Source organism: Reyranella sp., assembly GCF_965279465.1.
Classification (GTDB): domain Bacteria; phylum Pseudomonadota; class Alphaproteobacteria; order Reyranellales; family Reyranellaceae; genus Reyranella.
In genome coordinates, this window is record NZ_OZ257242.1 from 6,601,412 (window position 1) to 6,615,266 (window position 13,855).

Annotated in this window: 13 protein-coding genes; 11 read left to right on the plus strand and 2 right to left on the minus strand. The window is 67.5% G+C overall.

Annotated elements, in window-relative coordinates; genetic code table 11:
- The first annotated feature begins 56 nt into the window (after positions 1-56).
- From ACQY8M_RS32035 to ACQY8M_RS32080, 10 genes are read left to right on the plus strand one after another with little or no spacing between them, the layout of a single operon-like run.
- Positions 57-1,535 carry a 4-hydroxyphenylacetate 3-hydroxylase family protein gene (locus tag ACQY8M_RS32035; RefSeq protein ID WP_428664831.1) on the plus strand — a complete coding sequence of 493 codons (1,479 nt, stop codon included), beginning with the start codon at positions 57-59 and terminating at the stop codon, positions 1,533-1,535.
- Positions 1,495-2,139 (plus strand): VOC family protein, encoded by a 645-nt coding sequence (locus tag ACQY8M_RS32040; RefSeq protein ID WP_428664834.1) that lies wholly within the window; start codon positions 1,495-1,497, stop codon positions 2,137-2,139. Before ACQY8M_RS32035 ends, ACQY8M_RS32040 begins: the two co-directional genes overlap by 41 nt.
- A gap of 11 nt (positions 2,140-2,150) precedes the next feature.
- The gene (locus ACQY8M_RS32045) at positions 2,151-2,546 is read left to right on the plus strand and encodes a RidA family protein (RefSeq protein WP_428664836.1); all 396 of its coding nucleotides are present in this window, start codon (positions 2,151-2,153) and stop codon (positions 2,544-2,546) included.
- Positions 2,547-2,551: 5 nt separating this feature from the next.
- The gene (gene hpaH, locus ACQY8M_RS32050; protein WP_428664839.1) at positions 2,552-3,355 is read left to right on the plus strand and encodes a 2-oxo-hept-4-ene-1,7-dioate hydratase; all 804 of its coding nucleotides are present in this window, start codon (positions 2,552-2,554) and stop codon (positions 3,353-3,355) included.
- A gap of 8 nt (positions 3,356-3,363) precedes the next feature.
- A complete protein-coding gene (locus ACQY8M_RS32055) occupies positions 3,364-5,700 on the plus strand; it encodes a xanthine dehydrogenase family protein molybdopterin-binding subunit (protein ID WP_428664842.1) in 2,337 nt (778 codons plus the stop codon).
- Between the two features lie 2 nt (positions 5,701-5,702).
- Positions 5,703-7,211: a 4-hydroxyphenylacetate 3-hydroxylase N-terminal domain-containing protein gene (locus ACQY8M_RS32060; protein WP_428664845.1), complete on the plus strand. Its 1,509-nt coding sequence runs from the start codon at positions 5,703-5,705 to the stop codon at positions 7,209-7,211.
- 24 nt (positions 7,212-7,235) lie between these two features.
- Entirely contained in the window at positions 7,236-7,970 is a 735-nt protein-coding gene (locus ACQY8M_RS32065) for a ribonuclease activity regulator RraA (protein WP_428664848.1), read from the plus strand.
- A gap of 31 nt (positions 7,971-8,001) precedes the next feature.
- Positions 8,002-8,529, plus strand: a complete 528-nt coding sequence (locus tag ACQY8M_RS32070; protein WP_428664851.1) for a TRAP transporter small permease — start codon at positions 8,002-8,004, stop codon at positions 8,527-8,529.
- 5 nt (positions 8,530-8,534) lie between these two features.
- Positions 8,535-9,848, plus strand: coding sequence for a TRAP transporter large permease (locus ACQY8M_RS32075; protein ID WP_428664854.1), 1,314 nt, complete (start codon positions 8,535-8,537; stop codon positions 9,846-9,848).
- 26 nt (positions 9,849-9,874) lie between these two features.
- Positions 9,875-10,927: a TRAP transporter substrate-binding protein gene (locus ACQY8M_RS32080; protein ID WP_428664856.1), complete on the plus strand. Its 1,053-nt coding sequence runs from the start codon at positions 9,875-9,877 to the stop codon at positions 10,925-10,927.
- A 173-nt stretch (positions 10,928-11,100) separates the two neighbouring features.
- On the opposite strand, the gene ACQY8M_RS32085 is transcribed toward ACQY8M_RS32080, so the two are convergent.
- Entirely contained in the window at positions 11,101-11,832 is a 732-nt protein-coding gene (locus tag ACQY8M_RS32085) for an SDR family NAD(P)-dependent oxidoreductase (protein ID WP_428664859.1), read from the minus strand.
- 71 nt (positions 11,833-11,903) lie between these two features.
- Between ACQY8M_RS32085 and ACQY8M_RS32090 the strand changes: the two genes are divergently transcribed.
- Complete coding sequence (locus tag ACQY8M_RS32090; protein ID WP_428664862.1) at positions 11,904-13,136, plus strand: LLM class flavin-dependent oxidoreductase; 1,233 nt, start codon at positions 11,904-11,906, stop codon at positions 13,134-13,136.
- A 148-nt stretch (positions 13,137-13,284) separates the two neighbouring features.
- Here ACQY8M_RS32090 and ACQY8M_RS32095 read toward each other — a convergent pair whose 3' ends face one another.
- Positions 13,285-13,797 (minus strand): hypothetical protein, encoded by a 513-nt coding sequence (locus ACQY8M_RS32095; protein WP_428664865.1) that lies wholly within the window; start codon positions 13,795-13,797, stop codon positions 13,285-13,287.
- Between the last annotated feature and the right edge of the window lie 58 nt (positions 13,798-13,855).

The window sequence follows — 13,855 nt, forward strand, 5'->3', positions numbered from 1 at the left end:
AATGGGCGGACTTGGCTAGGGTCTTTACCAATACAATAAGCTCCTGGGAGGAGCGCATGACGGCACGCACGGGCGAGCAGTTCCTGAAGGGTCTGCGCGACAACCGGGAGCTGTGGGTAGGCGGCGACAAGGTTGGATCGATCGCCGATCATCCGGCGCTGATGGGCGCGGCTCAAGCCTTGGCCGAGGTCTTCGACCTGCAGCACCGGTCGGCCGATGTCTGCCTCATGCCCGATCCGGAGACCGGCGAGCCGATCAACGTCAGCCACATGATCCCGAGAAGCCGGGCCGATCTCGAGCGGCGCCATCGCGGGCTGGAGCGCGTCGCAGAATATTCGGTCGGCCTGATGGGCCGCACACCAGACTACATGAATGTCACGTTCGCGGGGTTTGCCGGCCGCGCCGATGAATGGGCGACGAACGGAAACGCGCGCGGCGCCGAAAATCTGGTCAGCTACCAGAAGATGCTCGCGCGCGAGGACCTGTCGCTGACCCACACCATCGTCCATTCCACGGTGGACCTCGCCAAGGGCAAGTATCCAGTCGGCTTCGATCCGGTGCAGCTTCATAAGGTCGAGGACACGGCCCACGGCATCGTCGTGCGCGGCAGCCGCGTGCTGGCAACGCTGGCGCCGTTCGCCGACGAATTGGCCGTCTATCCCGGCGGCCCTATGCTGCAGGCGGCCGACGTCCATGCCCTCTCCTTCTGCATCCCGATGGACACGCCGGGATTGAAGTTCATCTGCCGCGACAGCGTTTCAACCAGCACCAACCGCTTCGAACATCCCCTGTCGAGCCGCTTCGACGAGCAGGACGCCTTCGTCATCTTCGACGACGTCGAGGTGCCGCGTGACCGGCTTTTCATCGACGCCAACCTTGCGGTCTACAACACCGTGATGAAGACGACGTGGTGGCCCAACATCATGCAGCAGACCATGATCCGGGCGCAGACCAAGCTCGAATTCGCGTGGGGACTGGCGACGCGCATGGCCGAGGCGGTCAACCTGGTCGGCCAGCCGCAGACCCAGCAGCAGCTCGGCGAGCTCGCCATGTTCGCCGAGTTCGCGCGATCGAGTGTCTTCGCCGGCGAGCAGGGCGCGCGCGAGTACGGCAACGGCATGTGGGCCTGCGACGTGCGGCCGCTGTCGGCGCTGCGCGCCGCTCTGCCGACATGGTTTCCCAGGGTCAACGACCTCATCCGCCAGATCGGCTCGCACAACCTGCTGACCACGCCGGCGCGCGCAGCGCTTGCCGACGAGAAGCTGCGCCCGCTGATCGACAAGTACCTGCGCGGCGCCAGCATCGACGCGGAGAAGCGGAGCCGGCTGTTCCGCCTCGCCTGGGACTTCGCCGGCACCGCGCTGGGCAGCCGCAACGAGCAGTACGAACGCTTCTATCTCGGCTCGGTCGGGCGCAACTACACGGCGTTGCAGGCCAATACCGACCGCGCGCGCGCCGACCGCCTGCTCGACCGTTTCCTGCTGGAGGAGCTCGATGCTCCACAGCACCTCGATCTCGTGGAAGCCGCCCAATAATCATGTGAAGCGAACCAACCTGAAGGATTGCATCATGGACAAGCCGACAACACCGCGTGGCATCAACCATCTCGTGCTGAATGTCCGCGATATCGAGGAATCGCATCGCTTCTGGACGGAGGTCGTGGGCTTCCGCCAGGTCGGCGAGCTGACGCCGCGGCCGGATCGGCCCAATCCGCCCAAGATGCGCTTCTACTCGGGCGTGCGCGAGGACGGCACAAGCCATCATCACGACATCGCGCTGGTCGAGAACCGCGACCTGCCCAAGCCGCCCGAGGACTGGTCGATGTTCGGCATGCCGTGCGCGGTGAACCACATCGCCATCACCATGCCGACGCGCGAAGCGTGGATGGCGCATCTGGAATACCTGCAGCAGAAGGGCGTGAAGTTCGACCGCCGCGTCGAGCACGGCATGACCCACAGCCTCTACATCCACGATCCCAACGGTTACGGCGTCGAGTTCGTCTACGACCTGCCCAAGGAGATCTGGAAGGACGACATCAACGGCGCGTTGAACTGGGTGAAGGTGTTGCCGACGGAGGGCGTCGAGGCACTCGACGACCGCACGGAAGGCATTCCGCACTTCGGCCACGCCGCCCCCTGAGGAACGAACCCTTGGCCAAGCGTCAAAGCGTGGACGGCAAGCAGCCCCGCCACGAGAACCCCATCCCCAACGCCAGCCGCATCGGCAACATCGTCATGTCGAGCGTCATCGGCGGCGCCAACCCCGGCACACGCGACCTGCCGCCGGCGCTCGAGCAGCAGGTGGCCAACGTGTTTGGCAATATCCGGCACGACATCGAAGCGGCCGGCGGTACCGTCGACGACATCATCAAGATCACCTTCTGGGTGAAGGATCCCGCCGGGCAGCGCGCGGCGCTGAACACCGAATGGGTCAAGATGTTCCCGGACGCGGCCTCCCGGCCGGCTCGACACACCCTGACCCTGCCGGCCGACAGCCGCGCGCTGGTGCAGGCCGACTTCACCGCCGTGCTTTCCCAGGGAGCGTGACGGGCATGCTCGACACAGCAACCATAAACACGATCGCCCGCGCCTACGACGCGGCGGAGAAGGACAGGCACCGGATCAGGCCGCCTTCCGTGCAGTACGAGGGCTTTGCCATCGAAGACGCCTATGCAGTGCAGCGCCGCTGGGTCGAGCTCAAGGTGGCGCGCGGCAATCCGGTGAAGGGCCACAAGATCGGCCTCACCTCGCGGGCCATGCAGCGCCAGGCGGGCATCGAGGAGCCCGACTACGGCGCGCTGATGGCCGACATGTTCTACGGCACAGGCTCGGAGATCCCGATGAGCCGCTTCCTGCAGCCGCGGCTGGAATGCGAGCTGGGTTTCGTCATCGGCCGGCGCCTGAAAGGGCCGGGCTGCACCATCTTCGACGTGCTCAGCGCGACCGACTACATCACGCCGGCCTGCGAGATCGTCGACGGGCGCACCCATCGCGTCGATCCCGACACCGGCAAGCCGCGCTCGGTGCTCGACAGCATTGCCGACAACGCGGGCAACGCCGCCCTGATCATCGGCGGTCGGCCGATCAAGCCGATGGACGTCGACCTGCGATGGGTGTCGGTGCTGTGCCATCGCAACAACGTCATCGAGGAGACCGGCGTGGCGGCGGCGGTGCTGAACCATCCGGCCAACGGCGTGGCCTGGCTCGCCAACAAGCTCGCCCCCTTCGACATTGCCCTGGAGCCCGGCGACTTCGTCCTGGGCGGGTCCTTCACCGGGATGGTCGAGGCGCGGGCCGGCGACATGTTCCACGTCGATTACGGTCCCCTGGGATCGATCTCCGCCCGTTTCGTGTGAGCGCGCCCATGAAGTTCGGCATCGGCCAGCCCGTAAGACGCTTCGAGGACGTCAGGCTGCTGACGGGCAAGGGCCGTTATCAGGACGACCGGGTGCTGGCGCGGCAGGTCCATGCCGTCTTCGTGCGGTCGCCGCACGCCCATGCGGCGATCCGTGCAATATCGACCGAAGCGGCCTCGCGCGCGCCCGGCGTGCTCGCAGTCTACACGGGCGCGGACTACGCCAAGGACGGTCTCGGCATGCCCAAGGCCGCCATGCCGCGCAAGAAGCGCGATGGCTCGCCGATGTTTGCGCCACAGCGGCCCGCCCTGGTGATCGATCGCGCCCGCTATGTCGGCGACCCCGTCGCCATGATCGTCGCCGAGACGCTGGAAGAGGCCAAGGACGCGGCCGAGCTGGTCGAGGTCGACTACGCCCCCCTGCCCGCGGTCACCCTGGTCTGGGAAGCAGCCGAGCCGGGCGCGCCACGCGTCTGGGACGAGAACCCGGACAACATCTCCCATACCCACGAACGCGGCGACCGGAAGGCGACGGACGAGGCGTTCGCGCGCGCTACTCGCATCGTGCGGCGCCGCTATGTCATCACGCGCGTGCATGCGCAGTACATGGAGCCTCGCGGGTCGATCGGGACCTACGATTCCGGCGAAGACCGCTACACGCTCTATGCCGACGTGAACTATCCGCACCGCGTTCGCAACATGCTTGCCGACAAGGTGTTCCGGGTGCCCGAGAGCAAGGTGCGTGTGGTCTGTCACGACGTCGGCGGCGGCTTCGGCGCCAAGGGCTGGCAGTATGTCGATCATCGCCTGACGCTGTGGGCCGCGCGCAAGCTCGAGCGGCCCGTCAAATGGCGCTGCGAGCGCTCCGAAGTGGTGCTTGCCGACGAGCATGGCCGGGACAATGTCGGCGACATCGAGCTGGCGCTGGATGCGGATGGCCGGTTCCTCGGGCTGCGGCTGCACATGCTGGCCAGCATCGGCGCCTACATCGCCTCGGACCGCCAGCTCCTGACGCCGTTCGGCCAGATCGGCACGGTGACCGGCGTCTACGATATTCCCGCCGCCCTTGTCAGCATCGACGCGGTGCTATCGAACACCAATCCCACAGCCCCTTACCGCGGCGCCGGCCGGCCCGAGGCGGCCTATCTGATCGAGCGCATCATCGAGGCGGCGGCACAGGAGCTCGGCGTCGACCCGATCGAGCTGCGCCGCCGCAACATCATCCCGACGCAGAGGCTGCCCTACCGGACGCCGCTCGGCCCTTTGTACGACTGCGGCGCGTTCGAGGCGAACATGGATATCGCCCTGAAGGCCTGCGACTACGCAGCCTTCGCGGCGCGCCGGGAGGCCTCGCGCAGCGCGGGCAAGCTGCGCGGCATCGGGCTCGCCAATGCCATCGAGCAGGCCGCCGGTCCCGCCCCCGAGTACGCCGAGGTCCGCTTCAACCCCAGCGGAACCGCGATCATGCTGCTGGGCACCAAGACGCATGGCCAGGGCCATGAGACAGCCTTCAAGCAGATCCTGCACGAGAAGCTCGGCATCGCGCCGTCGGACGTGCAGTTCATCGACGGCGACACCGACCGCGTCGCCTTCGGCATGGGCTCGAACGGTTCGCGCTCGATGGTGACGGGCGGCACGGCGCTCAGCCTGGCCGCCGCGAAGATCGTCGCCAAGGGCAAGCGACTGGCAGCGCATCTGCTCGAGGCAGCGGAGGCCGACATCGAGTTCGCCGATGCCAGGTTCACCGTCGCCGGCACCGATCGCAGCCTGACCTTGAAGCAGGTCGCGATGGCCGCCTTCCAGCCAGCCCGCCTGCCGCCCGGCGTCGAGCCCGGCTTCTACGAGGACGCCACCTACGCGCCCAAGCAGGATACCTTCCCCAACGGCTGCCATGTCTGCGAGGTCGAGATCGATCCGGCGACGGGCGTGGTCGAGTTGCTGTCTTACCTCGTGGTCGACGATGTCGGCACGGTGATCAACCCGCTGACGCTCGCCGGCCAGATCCATGGCGGCGTGGCGCAGGGCGTCGGCCAGATCCTGATGGAGCAGGTCGTCTACGCGCCGGGCTCCGGACAATTGCTGACCGCGAGCTTCATGGACTACGCCATGCCGCGCGCCGACACGATGTGCAACATGAAGATCGTCAGCAATCCGGTGCCCACCGCCACCAACCCGCTGGGCGCGAAGGGCGCCGGCGAGGCGGGTTGTGTCGGCGCACTGCCCGCGGTGATGATCGCCATCATGAACGCGCTGGCGGAATGCGGGGTGCGCGAGCTCGACATGCCGGCCACCAGCGAGCGTGTCTGGAGCGCCATCCAGGCCGCCCGCGCGAGCAACGGAGCGTGACCATGCCCCCCCTGCGAACCGGAGCCCACTACCGTCAGAGCCTGCGCGACGGACGAAAGATATGGGTCCTCGGCGAGGGGATGGTCGACGACGTCACGACGCACCCGGCGACCCGTCCGATGGTCGAGGAATACGTTGCCTGGTACGATCGGCACTTCGATCCGGCCTGGCAGGAAATCGTCATGACGCCGCCGTGCCGGGCCGGCGCGCGGACGCCGGTCGGCTACCTGGTGCCGCAGAGCGGCGACGATCTCGCGCGGATGGGGCGCTGCTTCCAGGCAACGACGTTCCCGACCGCCGGCAACATCACCCATACGCCGGCCTACGGCCATCTGATCGCGCTGGGCATCCTGCATGCGGTCAGCCTGCGCAAGGCTTCGGCCGAGCAGGTCGCCAATGCCGAAGCCTATCGCGCCGAGATTGCGCGCACAGGCCGCTTCCTGACCTTCGCCGCCGGTGCCGCGACGATCGGCTATCGGCTGCGCGAGGATCCCGCCGAGCGCACCGCCCTGAAGCTCGTGAAGCGGACCGATGCCGGCCTGGTGATCTCCGGCAAGATCGGCATGCACACCAGCCCGGCGTTCGCCGAGGACGTCTATATTGGCGCCCACAACGGCATCGACATCGACGGCCATCGTGCGAGCTTCGTGGTGGCGGTGAACTCGCCGGGCGTCACCGTGATCTGCCGCAAGCGCGCCGCCCGCGATCCCAACCCCTTCTCGGCGCCGCTCAGCAACCGCTTCGACGAGCTCGACGGCCAGATGTGGCTGGACGACGTGCTGGTGCCTTGGAACCGCGTGTTCCTGACCGAGCCCTCGGCCGAGCCGGTGGCGCGCTGGCTGTTCTGGCACCAGCTCTATTGCTGGCTCGCGAAGGCGGAATTCACGCTGGGCCTGGCGCTCGCCTGCACGCATGCCATGGGGCTGGCCTCGCACGACCCTACCATCGAGTACCTGGTCGATCTCATCACCGACGTGCAGACGGTCCGCAGCTGCCAGACCGCGGCCGAGCTCGATCCCGAGTTCACCGCGGAGGGCTGTTCGCCCAATCACGTGCATTTGTCCGTCGGCAGCCTGGCGATGCTGAAGGCGCGGCCGCTGATGGGCGAGATCCTGCGCATCCTGCCGGGCTCGTCGCTGGTGGTGGCGCCGACCGACAAGGATCTCGCCGATCCAGCGCTGGCGCGCGGCCTGGAGGAATCGTTCGCCGGCGGCGGCTACACGGCGGCGCAGCGCGCGGCCCTGCTGCAGATGGCGTGGGACCATGTCGGCTCAGCCCTGGACCATCGCGAATCCGTCTACGAGCTTCACGCCAACGGCGGAGCGTCGTCGTGGCGTGGACGCCTGCGCCGCGGCTTCGGCCGCTACAACGAGCTCGCCAACGGCGTCCTGCAACAGCTCGGCCTGCCGATGCCCGAGATCGACCTGAGCGCCATCCGCAACGCGCCGCTTGCGATGCGGCGGCAGGTAAGCGCGCCACCACCAGCAAAGGCGGCCGCAGACAAAGGATAAGAGACAAGACAAGGGGGGGATGCAATGACTGCCACTCTATCGTCCGACCTGCGCGAGGTGCTCGCGAAGGTCGGCACGTCGACGCTCACCGGGGTGCTCAACCGGCGCGGTCTGAAGAGCATGACCCTGTTCGACGTCTGGCCGATGCGGCCCGAGCAGCCGCCGATGGTCGGCATCGCCTTCACCATGCGCTTCATCCCCTCGCGCGAGGACAAGGACGGGCCGACCTCGACCAACCGCTCGACGGTCCAGCCGCAGGCGATGGAGGAATGCCCGCCCGGCCATGTGCTGATGATCGACAGCCGGGGCGACTCGCGCGCGGCGTCGGCTGGCGATCTCTATATCGGCCGGCTCAAGGCGCGCGGCGCGGCGGGCATTGTCACCGACGGCGGCTTTCGCGACACCAACGGCGTGTTCAAGACCGGCCTGCCGGCCTATCACCGCCGGCCATCCTCGCCGCCCAGCCCGATCGTGCATCGTCCGATGGACCTGCAGCTGCCGATCGCCTGCGGCGGCGTCGCGGTCTATCCCGGCGACATCGTGGTCGGCGACCGCGACGCGGTGCTGGTGATTCCGCCCGACATCGTCGAGGCGGTCGCGGAGGAGGCGCTGAAGAACTACGAGTACGAGAGCTGGGCCGAGCTCGAGGTCGCCAAGGGCCGCTCGCTCAAGGGAGTGTTCCCGGCCGCCGGCGACCAGGCCAAGGCCGACTACGAGGCGTGGAAGAAGCGCGCCGGCCGGGGCGAGGTGCCATCATGATCGTCGCACCGATGCGGACCGAGGCACCGCGATGACGGAGGGCGCTCTTGCGGTCCGAGACTCGGTCGGCCCCCAACGAGCGATCGATCGAGTCAACAGCATCACGGCGCTCGCGGGTGGGCTGCTGATCGCGGCGGCTTCGCTGATCGTGTTCGCGAGCATCCTGGCGCGCGCCCTGACTGGACGGTCCCTCTACGGCGACATGGAGATCGTGCAGATCGCGACAGCCGTGGGGGCGAGCTTGTTCCTGCCCTACGCCCAGAGCTGCGGCGCCCACGTCATCGTCGACGCGTTCACGTGGTGGGCGGGTCCACGGACGCTGGCCGTGCTGGCGCGGCTGGCGGCGGTGGCGATGGCGACGATCATGGCTGTGCTGGCCTGGCGCACCGCGGCCGGCGCGGTTGGCATGTGGCAGGCGCGCGAGCAGAGCATCATGCTGGGTGTGCCGATCTGGGCCTGCTACGCCGCACTGGTGCCGGGGCTCGCCCTCGCCGCCCTGGTGGCTCTTCTGCAGGCGATCTCGCCGCAGAAGGACAAATCCGAGGGTAGTGCGCTATGAGCCCGATGGCATCTGCCGGCCTGGTGGTTGCCGGCATGGTCGCGCTGATCGTGATCCGCATACCGATCGGCGCTGCGATGTTCATCGCCGGCGCGATCGGCTTCTGGGCGCTGGTCGACTACGACCCGCTGATGAGCCATCTGCGCGGCGCCGTCTGGGCGCGGTTCTCCAACTACGACCTGTCGGTGATTCCTCTTTTCGTGCTGATGGGCCACTTCGCGGCCGAAGCCGGCTTTTCGCGCGCGCTGTTCCGTGCCGCGCACGCCTTCGTCGGCCATCTGCGCGGCGGCATCGCGATGTCGGCGATCGTCGCCTGCGCCGCCTTCGGCACGATCTGCGGCTCCTCGGTCGCGACGGCGGCGACCATGTCCCAGGTGGCGCTGCCCGAGATGCGCCGCTTCCGCTACGCCAATCCGCTGGCCACCGGCGCGCTGGTCGCGGGCGGCACACTGGGCATCGTCATCCCGCCCTCCGTCGTCCTGATTCTGTACGCCGTCATCGCCGAGCAGAACATCGCCAAGCTGTTTGCCGCAGCCTTCGTCCCCGGCTTCATCGCCGCGATCGCCTATCTCGCCGTCATCGCCGTCGTGGTCCGGCTGCGGCCCGACTACGTCACCGTCAGCCCCAAGGCGCCGGCGGCGGAGCGGCGGCAGGCGATCCGCACGGCCTGGCCGATCGCCGCGATCTTCCTCGGCATGTTCGGCGGCCTCTATGGCGGCATCTTCACGCCGACCGAGGCCGCCACCATGGGCGCCATCGGCACCCTTCTGCTGGGCGTGGTGCGGCGCGATCTCGGCTGGCGCGGCGTGCTGCGCGCGCTGCTGCCGACGGCCCAGACCACCGCGTTGATCTTCTTCATTCTGCTTGGCGCCGACATGATGAATTCCGCGCTGGCGGTGACCCAGCTTCCCGCCCAGGTCGGCGAGGCGCTGTCGGGACTGGCCGTGCATCCGCTGGTCATCGTCGGCGGCATTCTCATGGTCTATGTCCTGTTGGGGGCCGTGCTCGACGAGGTGGCGATCGCCGTGCTCACGCTGCCGATCATCCTGCCCACCATTCTCGGCCTCGACCTGCACGGGCTGGAGCCTGACGAGAAGTCGATCTGGTTCGGCATCCTGATGCTCAGCGTCATCCAGATTGGCCTGATCCTGCCACCCGTGGCGCTCAACATCTACGTCGTCCACGCCTTCGTGCGCGACGTGCGCATCCAGGAGATCTATCGCGGCGTCATGCCGTTCGTCACCGCCGACATCGCCCGCCTGGTGCTGTTGCTGGTGGCGCCCTCGGTATCGCTGTGGGCGATGCGTCTCATCGAGTGAACAAGACCGACCAAGGGAGGAACGACATGATCAAGAAGATGTTCACGGCCGCCGTCGGCGCAATCGCGCTCGCTGCGGCGCCGTTCGCGGCGGAGGGTGCCGACCCGATCAAGCTCCGGGTGTCGCACTTCACGCCGACGGGCGCGGTGCCGCATGTCAACTTCATGGTGCCGTGGTGCGAGCGCATCAAGGCGCAATCTCAGGGCGGGCTGGAGTGCCAGATCTACCCGCTGATGCAGATCGGCGGCACCGCGCCGCAGCTTTACGACCAGGCGCGCGACGGCATCGCCGACATCGCGTGGGGTGTCGGCACCTACACGCCTGGCCGCTTTCCCCTGATGGAAGTTTTCGAGCTGCCCTTCATGGCGCCCAGCGCCGAGGTCGCGGCCCGCGCCGCCTGGCGCTTCGCCACCGGCCGCGCCAAGCAGGAATGGACTGATGTCCACCTTATCACCATGACCACGCCGGACGGCGGCGCCATCTTCAGCCGCAAGCCGATCCGCACCATCGACGACATGAAGGGCAACAAGATCCGCGTCGGCGGCCGCTACCTGGTGTCGATGATGAACCAGATCGGCGCCTCGCCAGTGACCATGAACGCCATGCAGTCGCCGGATGCCCTCTCCAAGGGCGTCATCGACAGCACGATGATTCCCTGGGAACTCGCCAAGGCGCTGCGGCTGAACGAGCTGGTGAAGAACGTCGCCGAACCGGCCCAGATCGGCAATCTGCCAATGTTCTACACCACGCCGCAGTTCTTCGCGATGAACCGCAAGAAGTACGACAGCCTGCCGCCCGAGCTGCGCAAGGTGATCGACGACAATGGCGGCGAGAAGGTCGCGGGTGAGATTGGCCGCATCTGGGACGAATCGGCCGAACCGGTGCGCAAGGCGTTCCGCGACCGCGGCAACACCATCGTCGAGTTCCAGCAGGCCGAGATGGACCGCTGGGTGAAGGCCGCGCAGCCCGCCTACGACGAGTGGATCAAGTTCGTGGGCGAGCGTGGCCAGGACGGGAAGGCCGTGCTCGAGGAGGCGCGAGCGCTCATCAAGGAGATCGCGGCTACGGTGAAGCGCTAGTGTAGCGCCGCCGCAGACCGACAGGTCTCAATCTGCCATCTGTGAGACTCCGGATGGATGGCACGCAATGAAGCAATCGCGCTTGTCGCGACCGACCATGGTCAGCTGCAAGCGCTGGTGGGCAACCGCAACACCCCGCCGAAGCATGTTTTTCGCGGGAGCTCGCGCTCGACTTAGAGGAACGACATGCCGCCGCTCAGCGCCACGGTCTGGCCGGTCATGTAGGCATTACGCACCAGCATCATGACGATCAGCGCACATTCTTCCGGCGTGCCGAAGCGGCCGAGCGGGATGCGCGCCGGTGACGAGGCGACCCCCTGCCTCACCATGTCGGTCTCGATCAACGATGGCGCCACGGCATTCACGGTGATGCCGTCCTTGACCAGGCGCGCGGCGTAGCCCCGTGTCATCCCCTCCATACCGGCCTTCGAGGCGTTGTAGTGCGGGCCGACGCCGCCCGCTCCGCGCGCCGCGCCGGAGGAGATGTTGACGATGCGGCCCCATTGGCGCGCCCGCATGCCGGGGATCACCGCCTGGGTGCACAGGAATACCGACTTCAGGTTCACCGCGATGGTGAGGTCGAAGTCCGCCTCGGTGAGCTCGTCGACGCTGCGGACGAGGCCGATCCCGGCATTGTTGACCAGCACGTCGACCGGCCCCAGCTCGCGCTCGACGGTGGCCATCATCCGTCCCACCTCGTCGGCCCGAGAGACGTCGGCCTGGATCGCGGCCGCCATGCCGCCGCTGGCCCGGATCAACCCCGCAACCACCCCGGCTTCGGCCGCATTTTCCCGGAAATTCACCGCAACCGACGCGCCTGCATCGGCCAGCGAAACGGAAATGGCCCGCCCGATCCCGCGTGAGCCCCCGGTGACCAGGGCCACCCGTTTCGCCAGATCAGTCATGCACGCCTCCCGATATCGACCGCGCCGCCCGGCCATGTTACGCCACTTCCAACGGTTCCAAGGAGATTGACATGGCCCGGCTTGGTTTCGGCGCGTTCATCGCCCCCCATCATCCCATCGGCGAAAACCCGATGCTGCAGTTCCGGCGCGACATCGCGCTGGCCAAGCACCTCGACGATCTCGGCTACGACGAGTTCTGGTGCGGCGAGCATCATTCTTCGGGTTGGGAGATGATCGCCTCGCCCGAGATGTTCCTGGCCGCGGCGGCCGAGCACACCAAGCGCATCAAGCTCGCAACCGGCGTGATCTCGCTGCCCTACCACAATCCGTTCAACGTCGCCCAGCGCATGGTCCAGCTCGACTGGATGAGCGGCGGCCGCGCCATCTTCGGCTCCGGCCCCGGCGCCCTGCCGTCCGACGCCTACGCGCTCGGCATCGATCCGATGACCCAGCGCGACCGCCAGGACGAGGCGATCGACATCATCCGCCGGCTGTTCCGCGGCGAGCGGGTCACGCAGAAAGGCGCGTGGTACGACCTGCACGACGCGGGCCTGCAGCTCCTGCCGCTGCAGGAGGAGATGCCGTTCGCCGTCGCCTCGCAGATCAGCCCGTCGGGCATGACGCTCGCCGGCAAGTACGGCATCGGCATCATCTCGCTCGGCTCGATGTCGAGCGAGGGCCTGACCGCGCTGCCGACCCAGTGGGGCTTCGCCGAGACCGCCGCGAAGAAGCACGGCACGACCGTCGACCGCAAGAACTGGCGCGTGCTGCTCAACTGGCACATCGCCGAGACCCGCGAAAAGGCGCGTGAAGAGGCCAAGCACGGCCTGATGCGCTGGCACAACGAATATATCCACGGCACGCTGCAGCGTCCGGGATCGGTCGCCTACACCTCGCCCGACCAGGCAGTCGAGGAGATGGGCGGTCCCGGCTCGGCCGCGGTCATCGGCACGCCGGACGATCTGGTGAAGATGATCAAGGGCGTCGTCGACAAGAGCGGCGGCTTCGGCACCTGCGTCGGCTTCGTGCACGACTGGGCCAATCCCGAGAACACCTTCCGCAGCTGGGACATGGTGGCGCGCTACGTCATCCCCGAGATCAACGGCTACGTGACCAAGCTGCGCGAATCGGAGAAGTACCTTCAGGTCAACCGCGGCGTGTTCGAGCGCGCGGGCCAGGCGATCATGGCCAAGATCATGGAGAACGCCGACGCTGCCGAAGCGCTCAAGGTCACCAGCAACCCGCGTGTCGCCGCCGCAGCAGCGCAGATTCCGAAGGGCCTGGGCAAGCAGGCAGCGGAGTAGCCGCCGAAGGCCTCGAGACGCCCTCCCCCCGTCTGGTGGGAGTGCTATCGCATGAACGGTGCTATGCCTTCCCCCGCTCAAAGCGCCTTCCGAGGCGCGCGCGGAGGAAGGCAGCGCGGCTGCTCTCTCAGATCATCATCTTCGTGACCTAGACCGCCCCGCTCTTCCGGCATAGCGCCTCGAGCTCGGCTCGAGGCTTGCCGTCGGCGGCGATGTCGACCACGACGAACTCCGGCGCTGACGGCGATGGCGTCAGCACGCCGATGAACGGTGCCATCGGGGCCAGGACACCGGCGGTATTTCGGCCGGTGACCTCGCCGCACACAACGATGCTTCCGCGGCGGGTCCTGGCAGCCGCCATGGCGCCGAACGACGCTGACGGCGGATCCTTCATCCACTTCCTCACGCCGGCGATCACGGTTTCCTGCTGCCGCGCGTTGAGCTTCACAGACGTGCCGGGCTCGATCGTCGTGCCGGCCGGTGCATCCGGCAGCGCGCTGTAGGGCGGCTGTAGCGTGACCGGTAGGTGCGCGGGATCGCTTTGAACGCAGCCAGACAACATCACGCAAAGCGCGATGAATATCTTTCCGCCCCATTCATATGAGGAGGTGCCGCGGCACTCCGCGACGGAGGGGTCATGATCCCCGGTCTCGTTGTTCATGACCCCTCCGACACCGTAAGACGGCGCCCCCTCCCCATGCTTCGTACAGGGAGGAAAG

Excerpts from the sequence above, each read along its gene's own strand:
- ACQY8M_RS32035 (WP_428664831.1), top strand. The coding sequence starts at position 57 with ATGACGGCACGCACGGGCGAGCAGTTCCTGAAGGGTCTGCGCGACAAC.
- ACQY8M_RS32040 (WP_428664834.1), top strand. The coding sequence starts at position 1,495 with ATGCTCCACAGCACCTCGATCTCGTGGAAGCCGCCCAATAATCATGTG.
- hpaH (WP_428664839.1), top strand. The coding sequence starts at position 2,552 with ATGCTCGACACAGCAACCATAAACACGATCGCCCGCGCCTACGACGCG.
- ACQY8M_RS32055 (WP_428664842.1), top strand. The coding sequence starts at position 3,364 with ATGAAGTTCGGCATCGGCCAGCCCGTAAGACGCTTCGAGGACGTCAGG.
- ACQY8M_RS32060 (WP_428664845.1), top strand. The coding sequence starts at position 5,703 with ATGCCCCCCCTGCGAACCGGAGCCCACTACCGTCAGAGCCTGCGCGAC.
- ACQY8M_RS32065 (WP_428664848.1), top strand. The coding sequence starts at position 7,236 with ATGACTGCCACTCTATCGTCCGACCTGCGCGAGGTGCTCGCGAAGGTC.
- ACQY8M_RS32070 (WP_428664851.1), top strand. The coding sequence starts at position 8,002 with ATGACGGAGGGCGCTCTTGCGGTCCGAGACTCGGTCGGCCCCCAACGA.
- ACQY8M_RS32075 (WP_428664854.1), top strand. The coding sequence starts at position 8,535 with ATGGCATCTGCCGGCCTGGTGGTTGCCGGCATGGTCGCGCTGATCGTG.
- ACQY8M_RS32080 (WP_428664856.1), top strand. The coding sequence starts at position 9,875 with ATGATCAAGAAGATGTTCACGGCCGCCGTCGGCGCAATCGCGCTCGCT.
- ACQY8M_RS32085 (WP_428664859.1), bottom strand. The coding sequence starts at position 11,832 with ATGACTGATCTGGCGAAACGGGTGGCCCTGGTCACCGGGGGCTCACGC.
- ACQY8M_RS32090 (WP_428664862.1), top strand. The coding sequence starts at position 11,904 with ATGGCCCGGCTTGGTTTCGGCGCGTTCATCGCCCCCCATCATCCCATC.
- ACQY8M_RS32095 (WP_428664865.1), bottom strand. The coding sequence starts at position 13,797 with ATGAACAACGAGACCGGGGATCATGACCCCTCCGTCGCGGAGTGCCGC.